Here is a 23,289-nt window from a genome sequence, read left to right as displayed (position 1 = left end):
CGAACACCTCGCGCGCTTGCTCGCATTGCCGTGCCTTGTGCGCGTAGCGTGTGTTGCGCGCATATTGCTCACGCGCACCGATGGCGCGTTCGAGGAGGACGATGCGGTTCGCAACGAGGATCCTGCTGCTGCAGCTCGCTCTCGTCGCTGCCGTCGTGGCGGTCTGCACGGCGGTCTTCCTGGTCGTCGGTGTGCAGCAGCTGCGGTCCGAATCGGAGACGTCGGCCCTGAACATCGCCCGGACCGTCGCCGAGGATCCCGACGTCCGGGCTCTGGTCGCCGAGTTCTCCGCCGATCCCGGGACTCCGGATGCCGCGCAGCTGCGCGGCGGCGAGCTGCAGGAGCTGGCCGCGGCCGTCGCCGATCGCACGGACGCGCTGTTCGTCGTCATCACGGACGACCACGGCATCCGTCTCGCACACCCCGACGACGACCTCCTCGGACAGGTCGTGTCGACTCCGTTCGCGGAGGTGCTGGCCGGCAACGAGGTCGTCGAGTGGGAGCGGGGCACGCTGGGCGAGTCCGCACGCGCGAAGGTGCCCGTGCTGCCGCCGTCCGGCGGAGCCGCCGTCGGCGAAGTGAGCGTCGGCTTCGAGCGCGCGAGCGTGTTCGACGATCTGCCCGTCCTCCTCGGCTCGATCGGGCTGGCGGCTGCCGGCGCACTCGGGCTCGCGGCGCTGGCCACGGTGCTCATGCGGCGGCGGTGGGAGCGGCTGACTCTCGGCCTGCAGCCCGAAGAGCTCGTCGCGCTCGTCCAGAACCAGGCCGCCGTGCTCGACGGCGTCGGCGACGGCGTCGTGGCGCTCGACGAGAAGGGCGTCGTGCGCGTCTGCAACGCGGCGGCCGCCCGGATGCTCGACCTCGCGGATCCGGTCGGGCGCACCCTCGCCGACCTCGGCCTCCCCGCCGATCTGGTCGCCGCGGCCCACGACGGCCGAGCCCGCGAAGGGCTCGCGTGGGGTGAGCGCATCCTCTATCTCGACGCGCACGCGGTGCGCCGCGACGGCCGCGATCTCGGCGAGGTCCTCATCGTGCGGGACCGCACCGACCTGGTCGCGCTGAGCCAGCGACTCGACACGGTGCGGGCGATGACCGGCGCGCTCCGCGTGCAGCGGCACGAATTCGCGAACCGGATGCACGTCGCCACGGGCCTGATCGACGCCGGACGGGTGCCGGATGCGCGGGAGTTCCTCGCAGAGCAGCTCGACCGCGGTGCCGTCGATGTCGCCGTGAGCGGCATCGAACTCGTCTCCGATCCGTTCCTGCAGTCGTTCCTCGGCGCGAAGGCGATCGAGCTGGCCGAGCGGGGCATCCGCCTGAGCATCGGCGACGAGACCCTCATGCTCGGGGTCGTCGCCGAGGCGGAGGACGTCGCCACGATCGTCGGCAATCTGATCGACAACGCGGCGACCGCCGCGGCCGCCGGGACGCCGCCTGCGGCGGTGGAGGTGGGCTTCCTCACCGACGGCGCGGAACTCGTGCTCACGGTGAGTGACTCCGGCACGGGCATCGCGGCCGGGGTCGACGTCTTCGCCGGTCGGTCAGCCGACGCGGTGCCCGCCGATGCGATCCACGGCCTCGGCATCGGACTGCCCCTGTCGCGCGACCTCGCACGCCGGCGGGGCGGAGACGTCTGGGTCATCGACTCCGGCGGAGAGGGGTCAGGGGCCGTGTTCGGCGCCCGACTGCCCGGCGTCATCCGGGCGGATCAGAGAGGACCAGCATGAGCATCCGTGTTCTCGTCGTCGACGACGACTTCCGCGTCGGAGCGCTGCACCAGGGCATCGCCGGGCAGCGGCCGGGGTTCACGGCGTGCGAGCCGGTGCGCTCCGTGGGCGAGGCGGCCGCCGCGATCCGCGCGCAGCGACCCGATCTGCTCCTGGTCGACGTGTACCTGCCCGACGGCGACGGGATCGAACTCGTGCGCACCGCCGGCGTCGACGCGATGGTGCTGTCGGCGGCGGATGACTCCGCCACCGTGCGTCGTGCGCTCCGCGCCGGCGCTCTCGCCTACCTCGTGAAGCCGTTCGACGCGCGGGTGCTCGGCGAGCGTCTGGACCGCTACGCACGATTCCGCAACCTCGTCGCATCGGACCGGCCCGTCGCGCAGGAGGAGCTCGACCGGGCGCTGGCCATCCTCCACGGTGCCGGCGATCAGTCGTCGGTGTCGCGCTCGGCGACCGAGCAGCTCATCCTCGAGAAGCTCGGCGCGGACGAGGCGTCGGCGAGCGAGGTGGCCGAGCGCGCCGGCATCTCGCGCGCCACGGCCCAACGACACCTGTCCACCCTCGCGACCCGCGGGGTGATCGAGGTGCGGCTGCGCTACGGCACGACGGGTCGCCCGGAGCACCGCTACGCCGTGCGGGGTCAGTGACCGACCGACCCCAGGAACGCCAGGAGCGCCGCGTTGAAGGCCTCCGGCTGCTCGATGTTCGCCGCATGGCCGTCATCGGCCAGGACGACCGACGATCCCCGCGGCGCGAGGGCCGCCGATGCCGCCGCGTGCCCTGCCGGCCAGAACTCGCTCTCCGCCCCCGCGACGAACAGCACCGGAACATCGGTCGACGCGACGGTGGTCCGCCAGTCCGCCTTCGCGTGGTCGTTCAGCAGCGCGAGTTCGCCGGGCGTCAGGGTGCGCTCGGCCCCCTTCATCGCCCGCAGCAGACGCACCAGACGCATCCCGCGCTTCCACAGCGGCGTGCCCTTCCCCGTGTCGGGGATGCTCTCGGCGAAGTAGGTGTCGATGTTCGACGCGTCGTATCCGTAGAAGCCGTACGGCCAGTCCGCCGTGTTGAGCATCTTCGGCGTCTGGTCGACGCTCACGATCCCTGCCACCCGCCCCGCGCCGAACTGCGAGACGTACGACCAGATGGTGTTCGCGCCCATCGACCCGCCCACGAGCACGGCTCCGCGCAGATCGAGGCCGTCGAGCACATCGCGCACATCCTGTCCGCGTCGCGCCATGTCGACGCCGTCGGCCGGACGGTCCGCGACGCCGTGCCCGCGGATGTCGACCGCGTGCACGTCGTACCCGGCCCCCGTCAGGGCGCCGAGCTGGGACGACCAGCTCGAGGCGGCAGCCTTGAACCCCGCGAGGAGCACCACGGGGCGGCCGGCGGGGTCGCCGTGGCGCGTGTGGTCGAGGCGGACGCCGTCGTCGGCGAGCAGAGCGGTCATGACCGGCCTTTCGATGCGGGAGCTGCGGGGAACGCCTTGCCCGGGTTGAGGATGCCGCGCGGGTCGAGCGCGTTCTTGACGGCCGCGTGCAGGTCGAGCACGACCGGGCTCAGCTCCTCGGCAGCGCCGGGGAGCTTCAGGAGTCCGACGCCGTGCTCGCCGGTCACCGTGCCGCCGAGCGCTCGGCAGTCGTCGACGATGCGGTCGAAGGCCCGCTTGGCCCGCGCTTTGGCATCGTCGTCGCCCTCCGGAGCGATGATCAGCGGGTGCAGGTTGCCGTCGCCGGCGTGGGCGATGTTGGCGATCACGACATCCTCCTCGGCGGCGGCGGCCTCGATGCGAGCGAGCATCTCCGGCACGGCCCGGCGCGGAACGCAGATGTCCTCGGCCAGCACCGGCCCGAGTCGCTCGAGGGCGGGGTAGGCGAGGCGTCGTGCGGCGAAGAGCAGGTCGATCTCGTCGGGGTCGTCCGCTCGCCGCACGTCGACTCCGCCGGCATCCGCGAAGATCCCGGCGATGTCCGCCGCGAGCTCGTCGCCGCGAGCGCCCGCCTCGTCGACCATGGCCAGCAGCAGGGCCTGCGCGCCGTCGGGCAGCGTCCAGCCCTGCCACTGCGCGACGGCGTTCAGGCACGTGCGGTCGATGAGCTCGAGCGCGGACGGGATGATGCCGGCCGACGTGACCGCCGCGACGGCGCGCCCGGCGTCCGACAGCTCGGCGAAGTAGCCCACGACGGCGCGCTCCTCCCGCCCTCCGAGCGGAAGCAGCGACACGGTGACGTCGACCACGATGCCGAGCGTCCCCTCCGAGCCCACCATGAGGCCCACGAAGTCGTAGCCCGTCACGCCTTTCGCGGTCGTGCGACCGAGCTTGGCGACGCGACCGTCGGCCAGCACGACCGTGAGGCCGATCACGTAGTCGCGCGTCACGCCGTACTTCACGCAGCAGATGCCACCGGCGTTGGTGGCCACGTTGCCGCCGATCGTGGAGATCCGGTACGAGGCCGGGTCGGGCGGGTACCAGAGCCCGTCCTCCGCGACGCGGCGACGGAGAGCGTCATTGAGCACGCCGGCTTCGGCGACCGCGAAGCGCTCACCGGCATCGACCGCGAGGATGCGGGTCATGCGCTCGAGCGAGATCACCAGGCTCCCGTCCGTCGCGTTCGCGCCGCCCGACAGGCCCGTCCCCGTGCCACGCGGGATCACGGGGATGCCGCGCTCGGCCGCGATCCGGACGGCGGTCGAGACATCGTCGACCCCGGTGGCGAACACGACGGCGGCCGGGGCGCCGTAGGCCGCCCATTCCGCGTCGTCGTGGCTGTGCGAGGCGAGGACCTCGTCATCCGTCGCCACGGTGTCGGCGGGAAGGGCGGCGCGAAGCGCGGTGAGCAGGTCATCGGTCATGGCGGAGACCACGCTACGCCCACGTCGGCGTGCACCGACGCACACGCCATGTGCATGGGAAGACCTTGTACCTGAATCACCTTTCAGGTAACGTCTCCCGGGCGGCATCCCCCTGCCGCCTTCGCGCTCTACAGAGAGGTTCTGCGCATGGCCACCCCCACAGCACCCGAGGCCCCGCCTCAGCAGTCCAGTCTTCGCCGGGTCGTCACCGCATCCATGGCGGGCACCGTCGTCGAGTGGTACGAGTTCTTCCTGTTCGCCACCGCGGCGACCCTGGTCTTCAACCTGATCATGTTCCCGCCGTCGGACGACCCCTACACCCCGATCATCCAGGCGTTCCTCACCTACGCGGTCGGCTTCATCGCCCGCCCGCTGGGCGGCATCGTCTTCGGGCACTTCGGCGACAAGTACGGCCGCAAGAAGCTCCTGCAGGTCGCCATCATCCTCGTGGGCGTCGCGACCTTCCTCATGGGGTGCCTCCCCACGTTCGACCAGATCGGCTACTGGGCCGTCGGCCTCCTGATCTTCCTCCGCTTCGCGCAGGGCTTCGCCGTGGGCGGCGAGTGGGGCGGCGGCGTCCTGCTCGTGGCCGAGCACTCCCCCGACCGCTCCCGCGGATTCTGGGCCTCGTGGCCGCAGGCCGCGGTGCCGGTGGGCAACCTCCTCGCCACGATCGTGCTCCTCGTGCTCAACAGCACGCTCTCCCCCGAAGCCTTCCTCTCGTGGGGCTGGCGCATCGGCTTCTGGCTGTCGGTCATCATCGTGGCGATCGGCTACTACATCCGCACGCGCATCACCGACGCCCCGATCTTCACCGAGGCCAAGGAGGAGGAGGAGATCGAAGGCGCACGCTACGGCGTCCTCGAGGTCATCAAGCGCTACCCCCGCGGCGTCATCACCGCGATGGGCCTGCGCTTCGCCGAGAACATCATGTACTACCTCGTCGTGACCTTCTCGATCACGTACCTGCGGGTGTTCCTGGAGATGGACGTGTCGGCCATCCTCACGTGGCTCGTGATCGCGCACGTCGTGCACATGCTCGTCATCACGCCGGTCGGAGCGCTGGCCGACCGTATCGGCCGCAGGCCCGTGTACTTCATCGGCGCGGTGCTCGCCGCGGGCTGGGGCTTCGTCGCCTTCCCGATGTTCGACACGCGCGAGCCGGTCATCATCATCCTGGCGATCTGCCTCGGCCTGATCATCCACGCCTTCATGTACGCCCCGCAGCCGGCGATCATGGCCGAGATGTTCCCCACGCGCATGCGCTACTCGGGTGTCTCGCTCGGCTACCAGGTGACCTCGATCGTTGCGGGCTCGCTCGCGCCGATCATCGCCACCGCCCTGCTGCAGCAGTACCTCACGTGGCTGCCGGTCGCGATCTATCTCGCGATCGCGGCGTGCGTCACGCTCGTCGCCGTGATCTCGATGCGCGAGACGAAGGGCATCTCGCTCTACTCGATCGACCGCGCCGACCGCGAGCGCATGATCGATCAGAGGGATGCCGCTCGCGCAGCCGTCTGAGCGACCTCCCGGCGATCCGCCCCGTCCCCGATCCGAGGGCGGGGCGGATCGGCGTTCCGCCTCAGCGTCCGCGGATCACCTCGTCGACCCACTCCGGCACGACGATCGACGCCCTCCCGGTCCGCACCTCGTCGAACGGCACCACCGCCGCGCTCGGCACGAGGTTGAGCTCGACCGTGCGGGCGCCGAACGCACTCGCGAGGGCCACGTATCCGGCGGCCGGATACACCGCCCCCGATGTGCCGATCGAGACGAACACGTCGCACGCGGCGATCGCCTCCTCGATGCGGTCGAGCTCGTAGGGCATCTCTCCGAACCAGACGACGTCGGGACGCAGCATCCGCTCACCGCAGGCGGGGCACGGCGGCCGGTCCGCGAGAGCGCGCGACCAAGCCGGGCGCGCGCCGCACGCCTGGCACCGCGCCCGTTCGAGCTCGCCGTGCATGTGCACGAGCCGCCGCGAGCCCGCGCGCTCGTGGAGATCGTCGACGTTCTGCGTCACGACGAGGAGGTCGGCGCCGACGGCGCCCTCGAGAGTGGCCAGCGCCACGTGCGCCTCGTTGGGGAGGGCGGATGCCGCGGCACGTCGCCGCGCGTCGTAGAACCCTTGGACGAGGTCGGGGTCGGCCTCGAATCCCTCAGGGGTCGCCACCTCCTCGACGCGGTGGCCCTCCCACAGCCCGTCGTCGGCACGGAAGGTGGGGATCCCGCTCTCGGCCGAGATTCCGGCTCCCGTGAGCACGACGATGCGCATGGCACCATTGTGACGTGACCGATGCCGCTCTCCCCTCCGCCGTGCTGACGCGTCTCCCCGACGGCACCGTCAAGCAGGTCGGCGCGCTCACGGGCACCCGCGTGTGGACGGTGCCGGGCCGCGCGAACCGCCCGCTGGAGCTCCCCCGCGACGAGGTGCGCACCCTCGCTCCGGGCGAGGAGAAGCGGCTCTGCGCCTTCTGTGAGGACCGCTACCTCGAGACGACCCCCGAGAAGGCGCGACTGGTCGGACCGGAGCACACGGAGCTCCGCCACGTGGGCGCCGACGCCCTCCACGACACCGTGGCGGAGTTCCGCCGGTTCGGCAATCTCTTCGAGATCGTCTCGGCGGAGTACTGGCGCGAGGATCACGGATTCCGTCAGCCGGCATCCGTCGTGGAGTGGGCGCAGGAGTACCTCTCCACGCCTGCCGGGCGGGCGCACATCGAACGGCTCGCGGCGATCCGCAGTGCGGCATCCGGGTTCGGCCAGAGCCTCGAGGAGTCGGCGCTCGACCTCGTGGGAGGCTCGCACGATGTCGTCGTCGCCCGCCGCCACGTGATCGACGGGGCTGTCACCGACGACCAGCTCGCCTCCGCGGGAGCGCTGACCCCCGACGAGCATGCGGCCTACCTCGCGTTCACGGTGCAGGCGCTCGCCGAGATCGCCGCGGCGCAGCCGAACGCCGCCTACGTCGCCGTGTTCCAGAACTGGCTCCGCCCCGCGGGGGCGTCGTTCGAGCACCTCCACAAACAGCTCGTCGCGATCGATGAGCACGGACCGCAGACCGATCACGAACTGCGCCTGCTCGCCGGCGACCGTCATCTCTACCAGCGCGCGATCGCGGATGTCGCGGTCGCCGAGCGCCTCGTCGTGGCCGCCGCCGGCGGCCCCGGACACGGAGCCGTCGCCTTCGCGGGCGTCGGGCACCGCTACCCCGCGTTCGAGATCTACTCGACGTCGTCGGCGAACCTGCCGCAGGAGCACACCGCCGACGAGGTGCGCGCCGTCAGCGACCTCCTGCACGCGCTCCACGCCGCGACCGGCGTGCACGTGCCGACGAACGAGGAGTGGCACTACCGCCCGCCGGGAGCCGGGTGGCCGATGCCGTGGCGCATCGTGCTGAAGTGGCGCATCTCGACGCCGGCCGGATTCGAGGGCGGCACCAAGATCTACGTCAACACGATCGACCCGTGGGAGCTGCGGCGCCGCGCCGTCGAGAGCCTCCTCGCCCTGCGTGACGAGGGGCGCCTCGCCCCCGGCATCCGCATCGGCGACGAGATGACCCCCGACGACGTTCAGCTGCGCTACGCCGACTGAGCCCGCCGCCGGTCGCGCGGCCCGACGCCGAGACCGGGGATTCCGCCGAAGCAGGGGGCCAGGCGGCCTGTGTCGGCGCTGATCCCCCGTCTCGACGCGACGCGCGAGGGCTACGGGCGGGGCAGCCGCGGCACCGAGGCGAGCAGACGCCGGGTGTACGGATGCTGCGGCGCGGCCAGCAGCCGCCGGGTCTCGCCCTCCTCGACGATGCGACCGCCTTCGAGCACCGTCGTTCGCTCGCAGAGGGCGGAGACCACCGTGAGGTCGTGCGACACGAGCAGCATGCCGATCCCCCGCTCGCGGGCGATCCGGCGGACGAGGTCGATGACGAGCATCCGCACCGACGTGTCCAGCGCGCTGACGGGCTCGTCGGCGAGGAGCACCGCCGGCTCCGGTGCGAGTGCGCGGGCGATCGCGATGCGCTGGCGCTGACCGCCGGAGAACGACTCGGGGTACCGCATCGCCGCATCCGCCGGCAGATCGACCGCCTCCAGCAGCTCGGCCACCCGCGCTGTGCGTGCGACCCGGCCGGCGTGCACCCCGAGCGACCGCAGCGGCTCGGCGACGGTGTCGCCGATCGTGACACGCGGATCGAGCGAGGAGAACGGGTCCTGGTAGATCGGCTGCACCGTGCGGCGGAAGTCGCGCATGACCCGCCGATCGCGGGTGTCGAGCGGGGCGCCGCGGAAGAGCACGTCGCCGCGGGTGGGAGTCGCGAGCCCCAGGAGCAGCCGCAGCAGCGAGGTCTTTCCCGCCCCCGACTCCCCGACGAGTCCGACAGCCTCGCCCGGCGCGATCGACAGATTCACGCCGTCGAGCACGGCGGGCCCGTGGCGGTAGTGGAACCCGACATCACGGGCCTCAAGGAGTGCGGTGCTCACGCGGCATCCCCCCGTCCGCGTCCGGTCTCGGCGGGCAGGAAGTCGTCGAGCTGACGCGATGCCGCCACGAGCGTTCGCGTGTAGGCGTCGTCGGGCGCCGTGAGCAGGCGCGCGGTCGGCGCGAGCTCCACCTGACGCCCGTGGCGCATCACGAGGATGCGATCGGTGATGTCGGCGACGACCGGGAGGTCGTGGCTGATGAAGATCAGCGACATGCCGCGGTCGTCGACTTCGCGTCGCAGCAGATCGAGCACACCGGCCTGCACCGTGACATCGAGCGCCGTCGTGGGCTCGTCGGCGATCAGCAGCTGCGGGCTCGCGGCGAGGGCGATCGCGATCGCGACACGCTGACGCTGACCACCGGAGATCTCGTGGATGTAGGACCGCGCGATCCGCTCCGGGTTGGGCAGCTGCACGTCGGCGAGCGCATCCAGGACACCGCGCTTCAGCGCGTCGCCCCGCAGCCCGAGATGGCGGCGGAGCGGCCACTCGATCTGCTGCCCGATGCGCATGAGCGGATCGAGCGATGCGAGCGGCTCCTGGAAGACGGCGCTCACGACACTCCCCCGCACGGCGTCGAGGCGCCGCTGCGGTGCCGTGACCGTGTCGACCGGGCCGCCGGGAGTCGCGAGTACAGCCGAGCCGCGCGCCGTCAGGGGGTGAGCGAGGAGGCCGAGGATCGCGAGCGCTGTGAGCGACTTGCCCGAACCCGACTCGCCGATCACGCCGAGACGCTCGCCGGGCTGCAGCTCGAGCGACACGCTCTCGACGAGGTCGCGCGACCCCGGATCGTCGATGCGCACGCCGAGGGCGTCGAGGGTCAGCAGGGCCGCGGTCATGCGATGCTCCTCGTCGCAGGGTCGGCGATGTCGCGCAGGCCGTCCGCGAGCAGGTTCATGCCGATGATCGTGGCGATCAGCAGGATGCCGGGGAGGATCGCCGCGGTCGGCGCGACGAGCACGGTGCCCTGGGCCTCCTGCAGCATCCGGCCCCACGACGCGTTCGGCGGCGGGGACCCGAGGCCGAGGTACGACAGCGACGCCTCGGCGACGACCGCGCCGCCGAACTGCAGCGCGAGCGGCACGACGAGCGTGGGCCAGACGTTCGGCAGCACGTGCTGCCACACGACGCCGAAGCCGCCGGTGCCCGACGTGCGCGACGCCGTGACGAATTCCATGGCCAGGACGCGGGATGCCGTGACCCGCGTGAGTCGCGCGATGATCGCCGAGCCCGCGAGACCGATCGCGAGGATCGCCGACTCGACGGATGCGCCGCGCCACGCGACGATCAGCATCGCCAGCAGGAGGGTCGGGAACGCGATCGCGATGTCGAGGAGGCTCGACAGGGCGTCGTCGAGCCAGCGACTGGCCGTGGCGGCCACGAGCCCGAGCACGATGCCGACGACGGCGGCGATGAGCACGGAGCCCGCGCCGACGATGATGGCGAGCCGTGCCCCGACCATGAGCTGCGAGAAGAGGTCGCGTCCGAGGCGGTCGGTTCCCGCCCAGTGCTCACCCGAGGGCGGCTGCAGGCGGCCCCCGCCGGTGTCTTCGAGCGCGAACGGGGTCCAGAAGAGCGACACGATCGCCACGACGAGGATCGTGCCGAACAGCACTCCGCCGAGGGCCAGATTGAGCGAGCGACGCGAGCGACGGCGGGGCGCCTCCGCGACCGTCTCCACCGGAAGCGTGACGCTCATGCCTTCACCCGCGCACGCCGGTTGCCCGACAGCGAGTCGCGCAGTCGGGGATCGATGATGCGCTGCAGCACGTCGGCGGCGAAGCCGAGGAGCAGCACGAGGAGGGTGGAGAACAGCAGCACGCCCTGGATGCTCGGGAAGTCCTGCTCCTTGATGGCGACGAGCAGCATGTCGCCCAGGCCCGGCAGGGCGAACACCCGCTCGATCACGACGGCGCCGACGAACGTCGTGGACAGCATGATCGCCAGGATCGAGATGACGGGGACGGCGGCGTTGCGCACGCCGTGGCGCCAGAGCGCCGTGGCGAAGCTCTGGCCGGTGGCGCGCGCCGCGCGCATGTACTGCTGACCGAGCACGTCGAGGGTGGCGGAGCGCACGTAGCGCGCGAGGTCGCTGCCGGCGACGAGGGCGATCGTGAGCACCGGGAGGGCGAGTGAGCGCAACGCCGCAGCCGGGTCCTCCCAGTCGGTGCGCGGGAAGCCTCCCGCGGGGAAGACCCTTGCGCCGAGCGCCAGCACCGCGATGAGCAGGATTCCGACCCAGAACACCGGCACCGCGCCGGCGAGCTGCGACGCGGCGGAGAACGTGGTTCCGTACCAGGTGCGCGACTTCCACGCGGCGACGAAGCCCACCGGCACGGCGATGAGCACCGACAGGAGGAACGACAGCAGCGTGAGCGGAACGGTCACATTCAGCCGACGCACGATCTCATCGCCCACCGACAGCCGGTTCGTGAACGACTGTCCGAGGTCGAGCGTGACGAGCTGCCCGAGGTACTCGAAGAACTGCACGTGCAGAGGCCGGTCGACGCCGAGCCTCGCGGCCGCGGCCGCGATGTCGGCATCCGTCGCCCCCACCGAGATCAGGGCGAAGACCGGATTCCCGAGCACGCGCAGCACGACGAACAGGATCGCCACCGCCAGCCCGAGGGCCAGCAGCAGCAATCCTGTCCGTCGGAGGAGATAAGCGCCTATGACGCCGCCTTCTCGATGCCGTACGCGTAGAAGAGCGAGTTCAGGCCGTTCTGCGGAACGCCGCTCACGCCCTCCGCGGCGATGCGCAACTGCGGGTTGAGGTAGAGCCAGACGCTGGCCGCGTCGTCCGAGATCTGCTGGTTGGCCTTCTTGACGAGCTCGGTCTGCTCGTCGGTCGACGACGCCTTCTCCGAATCGGCGAGCCACGTCTGCACGTCCGCGTTGTCGTAGCCCCAGTAGAAGTCGGGGTTGCCGTAGAAGTTGATGTCGCGGTCGTTGACGTGGCCCTGCAGCGTGGCTTCGAAGTTCTTGTCGGTGTAGACCTTCTGGTACCACTCGTCATCGGTGATGACGTTGATCTCGACGGTGATGCCGACCTTCTCGAGCTCGGACTTCACGAATTCCGCCACCGTCGAGTGCACACCCGAGTCGGGGGTGTCGAGGGTGAACGTGAAGCCGTCGGCGTAGCCTGCGTCCTCGAGCAGCGAGGCCGCCAGATCGACGTCGTAGGGGTTGTTGTCGGCGAGGTCGATGAACCACGGCTCCGACGGCGGGACCATCGAGCCGATCAGCTGGCCGCGGCCGTCCCAGATCGCGTCGAGCAGCTTCTCGCGGTCGATCGCGGAGTACACGGCCTTGCGCACCTCGACGTTGCTGAACGGCTCGATGCGGTCGTTGAAGGCGAGGAGCTCCTTGGTCGTCGAGGTGCCCTCGATGATCTGGAAGCCGCCGGCGTCGAACTCGGCGAGACTGTCGGGGTTCGACTGGCTCGTGACGAGGTCGACGGCTCCGGTGAGCAGCGCGTTGTTCAGGGCCGTCGGGTCGGCGTAGTACTGGTAGACCACGCCGCCGTTCTTCGGGGCTTCACCCCAGTAGTCGTCGGCCAGCTCGAGCGAGATCGAGTCGCCCTTGCGGTAGTCGGCGAGGGCGTACGGGCCGGAGCCGTCTTCGGCGGCCGTCAGGTCACCCGCTGCCGGGTTGACGATCCAGACGTAGCCGAGGTTGTAGGTGAAGCTGATCGACGGCTGCGTGAGCGTCACGGCGACGGTCTTGTCGTCCACGACGTCGACGCGGTCGATGACGCTGAGCTGACGCTTGCGTGCGGCGATCGAGTCCTCGCTGATGAACCGCTCGAGGCTGTACTTGACGGCCTCGGCGTCTACGGGGTCGCCGGAGTGGAACACGGCATCCGGCTGGAGCGTGAACGTGTAGACGAGCCCGTCATCCGAGACCTCGGTCTCGGTGGCGAGCAGCGGCTCGACGGTCGCGTCATCCGTGATCTTGAACAGACCCTCGTAGACGTTGCCGGTGAAGACCTCGGTGACCCCCGACGAGCCGCCGAAGATCTGGTCGAGGTTGGTGGGCTCGTTCTGCGAGCCGATGATGATCTCGGCCGTCGGGTCGGCGGCGGCCGAGGAGCCGTCGGTCGTGGCGGGTGCGGCTCCTCCGGCGCAGCCGGCGAGGACGAGGAGCCCTGCGGTCGCGGCCGCGAGGGCGGCGGAGAGTCGGAGACGGTGGCGGCGTGAAGTCACGTCGGATCCTTTGCTGTGGATGTGGGGGTCGTGCGGTCGTGCGGGATGTCGGACTAGAGGGAGAAACCCTCGGCGTAGCGGACCCGCTTCTCCCCCGCGCGGAGCGGGAAGGGAAGGCGGTTCTGGAGAGGCGGAAGGGGGCAGTTCATCTGGTTGGAGAATCCGCACGGCGGGACGGTCGCGCGGTTGAAGTCGATCGTGATGGGGATGCTGTCCCCGGCCTCGAGCCCTGCCGTGGCCGGGTGATCGAGGAACAGGAACCGTCCGGCGCCGTAGCTCTCGACGCCGTTCGTGCGGTCGCCGAACACGAGCTGCAGCTTGGCCGTTCCGCCGTACACGGTGTCGAACGCACTGAAGCGGTACTCGATTCCCTCGTGCTCGAAGACGAGGTCGCCCGACACGGGCAGCGCCCGCGACGCACCGTCGTCCTTGATGTGCTCGAACGGCACGACGCGCTCCTCGTCGACGAGCTCGAAGCGCCCCTCCACGATCCACGACGGGTCGTGGTCGTAGTACTCGATCTCCTCGAACGCCTGCTGCGCGGGCGAGTCCTGTCGCCAGATGCGGTAGCCCTCCTGCGTCTCGCCGGAGTCGATGTCAGCACGCTGCAGACGCGTGAAGAGCGCGTCGGCGGGATGACTCTCGCGGGCGACGGCCTCCTCGACCGGCGGGGCACCCGCCGGCGACCAGTGCGTCAGCACGAGCGACAGCGCGCCCTGAGGGGCGGTCACCGCCGCTCTGCGGGAGTCGATCCATTCGGCGTGCGAAGCGGGGGCGGGGGAAGTCACACGTCTAGCTCAACAAATGATTCCTCTGAATGGAAATCGCGTTGCGGAGTATGACTCAGTCGCGGGTCGACCAGAAGGCCCACGCGACGAGCACGGGCTGGAAGAACAGACGCACGAGGCGCTTCCGATCCGTGTCGAGGCCGAAGCCGTCGCGGCGCTTCGTGTACTGCTCGATGTTGCCCGGGAACACCGCGACGAAGAACGCCGCCAGGAGAGCGCCGATCCGTCCGCGCTCACGCGGCAGGGCCACGAGCGCGACGCCGAACGCGGCCTCGACGACTCCGGATGCCACCACCACGGCATCCTTGTCCATCACCTTGCCGGTCCAGTCGGGCACTTGCGCCTGAAACTCCTTGCGCGCCCAGAACAGATGACTCAGACCCGCGAAGACCATGGCGCCCGCGAGCATCCATCGGAGAAGTGTGCGCATGGGACCAGTCAACCACCGCACCCCGCACAGCGCCCCCTGTGCGGCGCCCTCGGTACGATGCGGGTCGCCCGGGGCAGGCCCTCTGCTCGGGACAGGCCGATCGACTGCCGATCGTCCTGTCCCGAGCGGTTCGCCTGTCTGCGGCGACGGCGACGGCGACGTCGACGAGCGATCGGCGTCAGTGGTACCGACCGCTGTACGCGTTGAGTGCCGGCTGGCCGCCGAGGTGCGCATAGAGCACGTTCGAGTCCTTCGGGATGTCGTGCGAGCTCACGAGGTCGATGAGTCCGGCCATCGACTTGCCCTCGTAGACGGGGTCGAGGATGACGCCCTCGAGGCGGCCCGTGAGGTACATGGCGGCATCGGTGGACTCGACCGGGATGCCGTACTTGTCGCCGGCCCAGCCCTCGAGCACGGTGATCTCGTCGTCGCGCAGCTCGCGCCCGACGCCGATGAGCTCCGCGGTGCGGCGGGCGATCCGCGACACCTGATCGCGGGTCTTCTCGATCGTCGCCGACGCGTCGATGCCGATGACCCGACGGGGGCGGTCGCCGAAGTTCTCCAGGAGATCGGCGAAGCCCGCGATCATGCCGGCGTGCGTGGACCCGGTGACGGTGCAGACCACGATCGTGTCGAAGAACACGCCGAGCTGCTCTTCCTGGGCCTTCACCTCGTGTGCCCACCGCGCGAAGCCGAGCCCGCCGAGACGGTGGTCGGATGCTCCTGCAGGAATCGCATAGGGCGTGCCGCCGGATGCCTCGACGTCGGCGATCGCGTCCTTCCACGAATCGCGGAAGCCGATGTCGAAGCCGGCAGACGACAGCCGCACGTCGGCTCCCATCAGGCGGGAGAGCATGATGTTGCCGACGCGGTCGTTGACGGCATCCGGCCAGTCCACCCACTGCTCCTGCACCAGCACGGCCTTCAGCCCCAGGTGAGCGGCGACCGCGGCCACCTGCCGGGTGTGGTTGGACTGCACGCCGCCGATCGACACCAGAGTGTCGGCGCCCTGTGCGAGTGCTTCGGGCACGAAGTACTCGAGCTTGCGCACCTTGTTGCCGCCGTAGGCGAGCCCGCTGGAGACGTCTTCGCGCTTCGCCCAGACTCGCGCGCCGCCGAGGTGGGCCGAGAGGCGATCGAGCGGGTGGATCGGGCTCGGCCCGAACATGAGCGAGTGGCGGGGGAAGTCGGCGAGGGTCATGGGCGTCTCCGGGTTCTCGATGCGAGCACCCGTATGGGTGACATGCAATATATTGCACACCCGTGAGCGCGTCGGTGTCAAACCGGTCGGTCGCCGTCGGGCGCGCCGTCGGGCGCCGTCGTGTCGGGCTATGCGCGCGGCATCCGGGCTCGGACTTCAGGCGCGTCGCGCGGTCCGCGGTGCGGTGAACGACAGCACGCGCTCCCAGACGGTCCCCAGCGCCAGACGAGTGTCGACGGCACCGACCGCGGGCACCATCTCCACCCGGGCGGAGGCGATGTGCGCGCGATGCCACTCCGCGGCGGCGGCCGCGGCATCCGGATCCTTCTGCCCGTTCAGGATGAGCGTCTTCGCCTGCACGCCCGCGAGCAGGTCTTCGCCGTCGTCGCGATCGAGCGGGGTGGTGGGTGCCGGCACGGCCACCAGCACGAGCCGGTCGACGCGTTCGGGCAGCGCGAGGGCGAGCCGCACCGCGAGCTCTCCGGTGACGCCGACGCCGACCACGGCGAACGAGCCTTCGAGCAGCACACTGCGCGCGAGCTCGACGAGCGCCCCCACCGTCACTGCGGCCGGAGACTGCCCGCGGTACCCGCCCGGCTCGGCGACCTCGTCGTCGGTGACGCGCACGCCGACGACGCGCACGTCGCGACGCTGGGTGATCGCGGCGTCGGGGTCGATCGTCGCGAGAGCCCCTTCGCGCAGCACGAGCACGAGCCGTTCCGCCTGCGGCGCTCCGAAACTCGCGTACTCCAGTTCGATCTGGCTCACTGCTCTCCCCCGCCCGGCAGCAGCGTGCGCAGCGCCTGGATCGTGTCGGCCTCGTCGGGCCGCTTGTCCGGCCGGTAGGCCTTCACACGCGCGAAGCGCAGTGCGAGGCCGCCCGGATATCTCGTGGAACGCTGCACACCGTCGATCGCGATCTCGACGACGGTGATCGGCTCGACGAAGAGGGCGGATGCCGTGCGCCGCGACTCGATCGTCGGGAAATGCGCGGTCTGCCACCGCAGGAGCTCGTCGGTGAGCCCCTTGAACGTCTTCCCGACCATGACGTACCCACCGCCGAACTCGCCGGTCGCATCGCGCGCGCCGAGGTGGAGGTTCGACAGCAGGCCCTCGCGTCTGCCGGAGCCGGGTTCGACGGCGAGCACGACCAGGTCGTACGTGAGCACCGGCTTGACCTTGATCCACGACGATCCGCGGCGACCCGCCGCGTACGGCGCATCGAGCGCTTTGACCACGACGCCTTCGTGGCCGTGAGCGAGCGCCTCGACCGACAGGGCCTCGGCAGCATCCGGGTCGGAGGTCTCGACACCCGGCATGACCCACTCGCCCGCGACCCGCACCAGTTCGGCGCGCCGGGTGCGCAGGGGCTCATCGAGCAGATCGCGCCCGTCGACGTGGAGCAGGTCGAAGAACCAGGGGCGCAGGAGCAGAGCGGATGCCGCGTCGGCGCCGAAGCGCCCCATCGTGTCTTGGAAGGCCCGGGGCGCGCCGTCTTCATCGAGCGACAGCGTCTCGCCGTCGAGGATCAGTCGATCGCCGTCGAGCGTGCGCACGATCTCGACCAGCTCGGGCACGCGGTGCGTGATGTCGGCCAGGTTGCGCGTGTACACGCGGACGTCGTCGCCGTCGCGGTGCACCTGGATGCGGGCGCCGTCGAGCTTGTACTCCACGGACGCCTCGCCGACGGTCGAGACCGCCTCGGCCGCCGTGGCCGCGGTCGAGGCGAGCATCGGCATGACCGGACGGCCCACGACGAGACCGACCTCCGCGAGGTCGTCGGCCGTGCCGGTGAGCGCGAGCCGCGCGGTCGCTCCGAGGTCGCCCGAGAGCATCGCCGCGCGCCGGACGACCGCGGGCGGCCGGTCGGCGGCTTTCGCGACGGCATCGAGCAGTACGCCCTCGAGCGCGCCCGTGCGCAGCTCGCCGATCATGACCCGCGCAACGAAGTCCCACTCCCGCGCGGTCGCGCGCGCGGCGAGAGCGCGCAGCGTCGCGGAGCGCTCGGCCTGGGATCCTGCTCCGGATGCCTCCGCCAGGCGATCCAGCGCGGCATCGACGTCGCTCACGGTGAGCGTCGGGTCGGCGGCCGGGGCTGCGTCGATCGTGGTGAGCGTGCGCCAGCCGACGCCCAGCCGCCCCTGACGAGGACTGGCGGTGAGGAACCCGACGACCACGGGCACCTCGTCGGGCTCGAGTCGCGTCAGCAGCGCCGACAGCGCCGCGATCTTCGCCAGACGTGAGCGCGTCGCGCTCACCACCTCGACGGTGTCGACGACGTCTGCGAGGAGCATGCCCCGATTGTGCCAGCCGCCTCCGACACCGAAGCAGGTCTTGACAGCCGCCTCGCCGAGCCGATGTCGCCCGCGGGGCGTAGCCTCTCCCCGTGCACACGACGAACTATCACGCCACGTTCATCGAGGTGGCCGACGACTGCCCGATCGACCACGCCGTCGAGCCGCCGGCAAAAGACGAGCCGACGATCGCTCAGCTGCACTACGAGCTCATCGCCGAGCGGCCGTACGCTCTCACCTCCGACGACGTCGTCTTCGAGACCCATGCGCGCCGTGCCGGCATCGCAGATGGAGACCAGGAGGCCGCCCGCGCGGCGTTCTTCTCGAAGGGCCAGCCGTGCCTGCGCTCCTCGCCCCTCGGCAAGCGCTACGGGTGGGGCATCCACCACGATGCCGAAGGGCGCGTCGCGCTCGTCCCCCGCGAGTCTGCCGAGTACGCCAGGCTCGCGTCCGACGACGGAACCGCCCACACCCGGGCGATGCGGAGCCGACGCGCCTGACCTCAGCGCCGAGCCGTGCTCCACAGCGCCCACGCGACGAGCAACGGCTGCAGGAAGAGCCGCGCCAGACGCTTGGCGTCGGTGTCGAGCCCCGGCACCGATCGCTTCGTGCGCCACTGGTGCACGTTGCCGGGAAGCACCGCGACGAAGAACGCCGCGACCGCCCACCCGATCGTGCGCCGCTCGCGGGGAAGCGCGACGAGGGCAGCTCCCAGCAGGATCTCCACCGCTCCCGAGGCGACGACGATCGCGTCTTTGTCGAGGCGGAGGACGCGCACGGCCCAGTCGGGCACGACGATGCGGAACCCGCGCCGCCCCCATGTGAAATGACCGAGGCCGGCGACGAGGAGGAGCCCCGCGAGCACCCAGCGCGCGGCCGTTCGGAGGCCGCTCACGAGGCCACGAGCCGCGTGACGTCGCCCGTCGCGGCGAAGAACTCGGGCAGATCGGCGTCGCGAGTCGGCAGCAGCACGACGTGGTCGACGCCCGCCTCCGCGAATCGGCGGACGACGTCGGCCACCGCGCCGGGGTCTCCGACCGCGGCCCGGTCGAGCGCATCGTCCGGGACCGCGTCGGGCGACTGCTCGGCGATGTCGGCCAGCACGCGGGCCTCGGCATCCGGTCCGAAGGCCGTCAGAAGATACGCGACGATGTCGGGCGCGCCCGCGCGGCCCGCGGCCGTGCGCGCGGCGCGGATGGTGCTGACCGACGCGGCGATCTCGCCGACGGTGTGCCGGCTGTCCAGCACCGTGCCGTCGGCGACCTCTCCGCTGAGCGCGAGCGTCTTCGGGCCCTCGGCGGCCGCGTAGACCAGCGGAGCGGCGGAGGGCGGCCAGTCGAGCCGTACGCCGTCGAGGGTGACGTAGCGTCCGGCGATGTTCTGCTCGTCTCCGGCGAGGAGTGCGCGCAGTGCCGGGACGTACTCCCGCATGAGCGTGAGCGGCGACGACACGCGTGCGCCGATCTGACCCATCCACGGCAGGACGCCGTGCCCGACACCGGGCAGCAGGCGACCCGGGAACATGCGGTCGATCGTCGCGATCTCCATCGCGGTGGCGGCGACGTTGCGCATCGGCATGGGCGCGATGCCGATGCCGATCTTCAGTCGATCGGTCCACGCGAGAGCCGCGCCCGCCGCGGCGAACGCGGACGAGCGGAAGCAGTCCTCCCAGAGCCAGAGCTCGTCGACGCCGGATGCCTCCGCGGAGCGCGCGGCATCGCGCAGATTCTCGGGCGGCTGGGGGTAGGGGCAGAAGATCGCGCCGACGCGGGTCATGCGTCGACTCTGCCAGAGGCCGCGGACAGTCGGTTGCCCGGAGCGCCGGAACGGAAGGACGGGTCGGGGTCGTTCCACGTCTCGACCGTCTGCACGGTCCAGAACGCCGCGAACAGCAGGAGGGCGACCGCCTCCCCGAGGAAGACCGGCGACAGGCCCCCCACGTCTGGCACGCCGGCGCCGAAGAAACCGGCCACGATCACGCCGAGCAGCGCGAGGAGCACCGCGACGATCCCGCCCGCGATCGCGAAGTACGCGCCGCGATACCCGGAGCGCTGTGCACGACCCGCGTCGACCGCTGAGGCCAGGGCCGCGACGGCGATGAAGGCGAAGAAGGATGCGGCCGCCACGACGTGTCCCGAGCGCAGGAACGTCTCGGTGGAGAGCTGCCACCACACCGTGACGACGACGATGATCGCCCCGGACACGACGAGCGACCACGCCGTGCGCCGCGAGAACGTGCGCTGCACGAGGGCCAGGACGAGGGCCGTGACCCAGCCGACCACAGCCGTGGCGATGAGCGCCGTCACGCCGTTGTGCACCGCGGGCACGAATTCCGGCGGGATGCACGGCTCCCCGCGGATCCGCAGTCGAGCGCGATGCCCGGCACATCACCCGCGAACACAGGTGCCGGCACGATCGCGATCAGCGGCGCGACGATCGCGGCGAGATCGAGCGACACCTGCCCGTAGCTGTGTCCGGACAGGGCCAACAGGGCCAGAGCGACCGCGAAGATCCCGCCGACGAAGATCGCTCCCGCGGCGGTGTAGTACGCCGCGCTCACCGAGCCGAGCGGACCGGTGCCGATCATGTAGGCCGCGATCGACGTCGAGATCAGCACCACGACGCCGACGAGCGAGAGTCGCACATAGCGGTAGGTGCGCTGGAGGGAAGTGCTGGCGGACGTCACCCCGCCAGTCTGCCCCGCACAGCCGACGAACCGTCCGATCGCCGGGCGGGGGAATCGGCGGGCTAGAAGCCGAACGGCTCTTCGTGGAGGCCGTGGAGCGCGCTGGAGAGATGGGGCACGCCGGAGGCGAAGGTCGCGTCGAGCTCGTCGAGCCGCCTCTGGGCTTCGGCCAGAGTGCGCTCGCCCTTCGCGGTGACCCGCAGATCGGATGCCGCCCCCGCGTGCGCGGTCGAATCGGCGACGAGTCCTTCATCCACGAGCGTGCGCACGGCGGCGTGCGCCGTCTGCACCGTGATCTGCGACCTGCGCGCGAGCTCGGAGAAGGAGATGCCCGGCGTGCCCTGCACGTGGGCGAGAAGACCGTACTTCCGCGTCGTGAGGCTGAGGTCCTTCAGCGCCGCGCTGAGACGCGCGTCCCACACGGAGGAGATCGTCAACAGCGAGATGACCGGACTGAAAGGCGGGCGCTCGCGCATGCGTTTCATCGTAGCCCCGCGCCGGCCTTCAGCCCCCGGCGCCGTGCGGAGCGCGCTCGTACCGATCGGGCGCGATCGTCAGCTCGGCCTCGCCGCCGGTGAGCGAGCGCAGGTCGAGGACGTAGTGCGCGAGCTCGGCATCCGGCACGGTCGCCAGGATCCGCGCCGCGCCGTCGTCGGTGGTCTCGGTCCCGCTCACCCGACCGCGGCGACCGGACAGATCCGTGAGCACCGGCCCCTGCAGGTGGCTCGGCACGGTCACGGTCACCGCCGACACGGGCTCGAGCAGCACCGTGCCTGCCTGCACGAGGGCCGCCTTCACTCCGAGGGATGCCGCGGTGCGGAACGCCATCTCGGAGGAATCGACCGAGTGGGCTCTGCCGCCCCGGAGCTCCACCCGCACGTCCACGACGGGATGGCCCTGCGGGCCGCCCGCGGCGAGGGCCTCCCTCGCCCCGCGTTCGACGGCGGGGACGTACGCCTTCGGCACGGAGCCGCCGACGGTGGCGTCGACGAACTCGAATCCTCCCCCGGCGGCGAGCGGCGACACGAGCAGGTGCACATCGGCGAACTGGCCGTGGCCACCCGACTGCTTCTTCAGCTTGCCCTCGGCCTCCGCGGGTCCCGCGATGGTCTCGCGGAAGGCGACGGGCGCCGCCGACGTCGTGACGTGGACGCCGAGCACCCGCGCGAGGCGCTCCACCGCGACCGCCACGTGCGTGTCGCCGAGCCCGCGCAGGATCGTGGCGTTGCCGGTGCGGTCGACGACGAGCGTCGGGTCGTCGGCGACGAGCCGGGCGAGCGCGGTCGACAGCTTCGCATCGTCGGACTGCGAGACGGGTTCCAGTGCCACGGCGTAGACCGGATGCCGGAGCGGATGCCGCCGCGGGCGGGCACCCGTCTGTGCCCGCGTCCACAGCAGGGAGCCGGACGGCGAGCCGGCGAGCTTGGCGACCGCGCCGACGTCTCCGGCGCGGAGGGCATCGGCGGGAAGATGCTCAGAACCGCGCAGTCGGAAGAGGGCCGGCATCCGCTCCTCCGTTCCCGTCGTCGCGTTGTGCAGGCGGTCGCCCGGCCGGAGCAGGCCGGAGAGCACCTTGATCATCGCGATCTGACCGACGAACGGGTCGGCCACCGTGTGGAACACATGGACGAGCGTGTCGCCGGAGGCATCCGTCGACACCGCGTGCGAGGAGCCACCGTCGCCCTCGGCATCCACTCCGATCACGATGCGTCCGTCGCGATCGCCGGGTGCCGGTGCGAGCTCCAGGAGCAGGTCGGCGACGCGGTCTATGCCCGTCTCGGAATACGCCGAGCAGAGCAGCACGGGGACCGCCGTGCCGGCCGCGACCTCTGCGGCCAGGGTCCGCTCGAGCGCTCGCGCGCTCGGCTCCCTCCCGTCGAGGTAGGCCTCGAGCTGTGCGTCGTCGTGCGACACGATCTCCTCGGTCGCATCCCGGTGCAGCCGGCGCTCCTCCTCCGCCAGATCGGCCGGGATCGCCTCCTCGTGGTGATGACCGGCGTCGTCGTACACGAGGGCGTGTTCGCTGAGGATGTCGGCGATCCCGTGGAAATCGGCTTCTTCGCCGACGGGGAGCTCGATCGGCAGCACGTGCCCGCCGAAGGTGTCGCGGAGCTGCTGCAGCACCCGGCGGAAGTCGGCGCGCGCTCGGTCCTCCTGGGTGACGACGATCATGCGCGGCACTCCGGCCGCCTCAGCCGCCGCCCACGCGGCCTTCGTGCCGGCCGACACTCCGTCCACGGCGCTGACCGCGACCAGCGCGAGGTCGGCGATCGACAGCGCCGTGTCGAGTGCGCCGGCGAAGTCGGGATGCCCCGGTGCGTCGACGAGCGTCAGCGCGCCGACGGTCTCCTCCTCGGTCGTCCAGGTGAGGTAGGCGAGCGAGACGCCCAGGGTGGTGTGACGCGCGATCTCCTCGGGTTCGTGATCGCAGACCGTGGTTCCGAGTTCGACGCTCCCCTTCCGCGCGATGGCTCCCGCGCGATGGAGCAGCGCCTCGATGAGGGTCGTCTTGCCCGATCCGCTGCCCCCGACCACGGCGATCGTGCGATGTGTGACAGGCGATGCGGCATCCATGTGGACCTCCCCGCGACGATGCGGCGTGCTGCCTCCATCGTGTCGCGGAAGCCCGG

Annotated in this window: 24 protein-coding genes; 5 read left to right on the top strand and 19 right to left on the bottom strand. The window is 71.2% G+C overall.

All coding sequences use genetic code 11. From position 1 onward, the window contains the following. Positions 1-101: 101 nt before the first annotated feature. Both B0B14_RS03735 and B0B14_RS03730 read left to right on the top strand, forming a co-directional pair. Positions 102-1,727: a sensor histidine kinase gene (locus tag B0B14_RS03735; protein ID WP_083710316.1), complete on the top strand. Its 1,626-nt coding sequence runs from the start codon at positions 102-104 to the stop codon at positions 1,725-1,727. Beyond that, positions 1,724-2,374, top strand: coding sequence for a response regulator (locus tag B0B14_RS03730; protein WP_076680157.1), 651 nt, complete (start codon positions 1,724-1,726; stop codon positions 2,372-2,374). Before B0B14_RS03735 ends, B0B14_RS03730 begins: the two co-directional genes overlap by 4 nt. Here B0B14_RS03730 and B0B14_RS03725 read toward each other — a convergent pair. Together B0B14_RS03725 and B0B14_RS03720 are read right to left on the bottom strand one after the other, a co-directional pair. Beyond that, the gene (locus B0B14_RS03725; protein WP_076680156.1) at positions 2,368-3,177 is read right to left on the bottom strand and encodes an alpha/beta fold hydrolase; all 810 of its coding nucleotides are present in this window, start codon (positions 3,175-3,177) and stop codon (positions 2,368-2,370) included. The two genes, B0B14_RS03730 and B0B14_RS03725, sit on opposite strands and share 7 nt — an antisense overlap. Beyond that, positions 3,174-4,580 (bottom strand): FAD-binding oxidoreductase, encoded by a 1,407-nt coding sequence (locus tag B0B14_RS03720; RefSeq protein WP_076680155.1) that lies wholly within the window; start codon positions 4,578-4,580, stop codon positions 3,174-3,176. Before B0B14_RS03720 ends, B0B14_RS03725 begins: the two co-directional genes overlap by 4 nt. A 147-nt stretch (positions 4,581-4,727) precedes the next feature. Between B0B14_RS03720 and B0B14_RS03715 the strand changes: the two genes are divergently transcribed. Next, positions 4,728-6,101: an MFS transporter gene (locus tag B0B14_RS03715; RefSeq protein WP_076680154.1), complete on the top strand. Its 1,374-nt coding sequence runs from the start codon at positions 4,728-4,730 to the stop codon at positions 6,099-6,101. 61 nt (positions 6,102-6,162) lie between these two features. Here B0B14_RS03715 and B0B14_RS03710 read toward each other — a convergent pair whose 3' ends face one another. Further along, positions 6,163-6,855, bottom strand: coding sequence for an NAD-dependent deacylase (locus B0B14_RS03710; RefSeq protein ID WP_076680153.1), 693 nt, complete (start codon positions 6,853-6,855; stop codon positions 6,163-6,165). A gap of 14 nt (positions 6,856-6,869) precedes the next feature. On the opposite strand from B0B14_RS03710, the gene B0B14_RS03705 reads away from it, so the two are divergent. Next, entirely contained in the window at positions 6,870-8,174 is a 1,305-nt protein-coding gene (locus B0B14_RS03705; protein WP_076680152.1) for a DUF4921 family protein, read from the top strand. A 110-nt stretch (positions 8,175-8,284) separates the two neighbouring features. On the opposite strand, the gene B0B14_RS03700 is transcribed toward B0B14_RS03705, so the two are convergent. From B0B14_RS03700 to B0B14_RS03655, 10 genes are all read right to left on the bottom strand, one after another. Beyond that, a complete protein-coding gene (locus B0B14_RS03700; protein ID WP_076680151.1) occupies positions 8,285-9,055 on the bottom strand; it encodes an ABC transporter ATP-binding protein in 771 nt (256 codons plus the stop codon). After that, positions 9,052-9,894, bottom strand: coding sequence for an ATP-binding cassette domain-containing protein (locus tag B0B14_RS03695; RefSeq protein WP_076680150.1), 843 nt, complete (start codon positions 9,892-9,894; stop codon positions 9,052-9,054). Before B0B14_RS03695 ends, B0B14_RS03700 begins: the two co-directional genes overlap by 4 nt. After that, entirely contained in the window at positions 9,891-10,754 is an 864-nt protein-coding gene (locus tag B0B14_RS03690) for an ABC transporter permease (RefSeq protein ID WP_076680149.1), read from the bottom strand. The genes B0B14_RS03695 and B0B14_RS03690 overlap by 4 nt, the downstream gene beginning before the upstream one ends. Further along, positions 10,751-11,698 (bottom strand): ABC transporter permease, encoded by a 948-nt coding sequence (locus tag B0B14_RS03685; RefSeq protein ID WP_256714242.1) that lies wholly within the window; start codon positions 11,696-11,698, stop codon positions 10,751-10,753. Before B0B14_RS03685 ends, B0B14_RS03690 begins: the two co-directional genes overlap by 4 nt. A gap of 26 nt (positions 11,699-11,724) precedes the next feature. Continuing rightward, the gene (locus tag B0B14_RS03680) at positions 11,725-13,260 is read right to left on the bottom strand and encodes an ABC transporter substrate-binding protein (protein WP_076680148.1); all 1,536 of its coding nucleotides are present in this window, start codon (positions 13,258-13,260) and stop codon (positions 11,725-11,727) included. Positions 13,261-13,313: 53 nt separating this feature from the next. Next, positions 13,314-14,048, bottom strand: a complete 735-nt coding sequence (locus B0B14_RS03675; RefSeq protein ID WP_076680147.1) for a DUF1684 domain-containing protein — start codon at positions 14,046-14,048, stop codon at positions 13,314-13,316. Positions 14,049-14,103: 55 nt separating this feature from the next. Continuing rightward, positions 14,104-14,478 carry a DoxX family protein gene (locus B0B14_RS03670; RefSeq protein ID WP_076680146.1) on the bottom strand — a complete coding sequence of 125 codons (375 nt, stop codon included), beginning with the start codon at positions 14,476-14,478 and terminating at the stop codon, positions 14,104-14,106. Between the two features lie 178 nt (positions 14,479-14,656). Next, positions 14,657-15,679 (bottom strand): 1-aminocyclopropane-1-carboxylate deaminase, encoded by a 1,023-nt coding sequence (locus B0B14_RS03665; RefSeq protein ID WP_076680145.1) that lies wholly within the window; start codon positions 15,677-15,679, stop codon positions 14,657-14,659. A 156-nt stretch (positions 15,680-15,835) separates the two neighbouring features. Beyond that, positions 15,836-16,447: an alpha/beta fold hydrolase gene (locus B0B14_RS03660; RefSeq protein WP_076680144.1), complete on the bottom strand. Its 612-nt coding sequence runs from the start codon at positions 16,445-16,447 to the stop codon at positions 15,836-15,838. After that, a complete protein-coding gene (locus tag B0B14_RS03655; RefSeq protein ID WP_076680143.1) occupies positions 16,444-17,973 on the bottom strand; it encodes an ATP-dependent DNA ligase in 1,530 nt (509 codons plus the stop codon). The genes B0B14_RS03660 and B0B14_RS03655 overlap by 4 nt, the downstream gene beginning before the upstream one ends. Before the next feature lie 92 nt (positions 17,974-18,065). Between B0B14_RS03655 and B0B14_RS03650 the strand changes: the two genes are divergently transcribed. Continuing rightward, positions 18,066-18,473 carry a DUF6157 family protein gene (locus tag B0B14_RS03650; protein WP_076680142.1) on the top strand — a complete coding sequence of 136 codons (408 nt, stop codon included), beginning with the start codon at positions 18,066-18,068 and terminating at the stop codon, positions 18,471-18,473. A gap of 2 nt (positions 18,474-18,475) precedes the next feature. Here the strand turns inward: B0B14_RS03650 and B0B14_RS03645 are convergent, their stop codons facing one another. The 6 genes from B0B14_RS03645 to B0B14_RS03620 all read right to left on the bottom strand — a co-directional run bounded on the left by B0B14_RS03645 (position 18,476) and on the right by B0B14_RS03620 (position 23,233). Further along, complete coding sequence (locus B0B14_RS03645; RefSeq protein WP_076680141.1) at positions 18,476-18,868, bottom strand: DoxX family protein; 393 nt, start codon at positions 18,866-18,868, stop codon at positions 18,476-18,478. Continuing rightward, positions 18,865-19,749, bottom strand: coding sequence for an LLM class flavin-dependent oxidoreductase (locus B0B14_RS03640; RefSeq protein ID WP_076680140.1), 885 nt, complete (start codon positions 19,747-19,749; stop codon positions 18,865-18,867). The genes B0B14_RS03645 and B0B14_RS03640 overlap by 4 nt, the downstream gene beginning before the upstream one ends. After that, positions 19,746-20,300, bottom strand: a complete 555-nt coding sequence (locus tag B0B14_RS03635; RefSeq protein ID WP_076680139.1) for a hypothetical protein — start codon at positions 20,298-20,300, stop codon at positions 19,746-19,748. The genes B0B14_RS03640 and B0B14_RS03635 overlap by 4 nt, the downstream gene beginning before the upstream one ends. Further along, complete coding sequence (locus tag B0B14_RS03630) at positions 20,276-20,659, bottom strand: hypothetical protein (protein ID WP_076680138.1); 384 nt, start codon at positions 20,657-20,659, stop codon at positions 20,276-20,278. Before B0B14_RS03630 ends, B0B14_RS03635 begins: the two co-directional genes overlap by 25 nt. A gap of 62 nt (positions 20,660-20,721) precedes the next feature. Further along, complete coding sequence (locus tag B0B14_RS03625) at positions 20,722-21,135, bottom strand: MarR family winged helix-turn-helix transcriptional regulator (protein ID WP_076680137.1); 414 nt, start codon at positions 21,133-21,135, stop codon at positions 20,722-20,724. A 28-nt stretch (positions 21,136-21,163) separates the two neighbouring features. Then, positions 21,164-23,233: an elongation factor G gene (locus tag B0B14_RS03620; protein WP_076680136.1), complete on the bottom strand. Its 2,070-nt coding sequence runs from the start codon at positions 23,231-23,233 to the stop codon at positions 21,164-21,166. Positions 23,234-23,289 lie beyond the last annotated feature (56 nt).

The sequence above is a fragment of the Microbacterium sp. RU33B genome (assembly GCF_900155915.1).
GTDB lineage: Bacteria > Actinomycetota > Actinomycetes > Actinomycetales > Microbacteriaceae > Microbacterium.
Note: the sequence above shows the minus strand (reverse complement) of the source record. Positions and strands in the feature narration are given on the sequence as shown.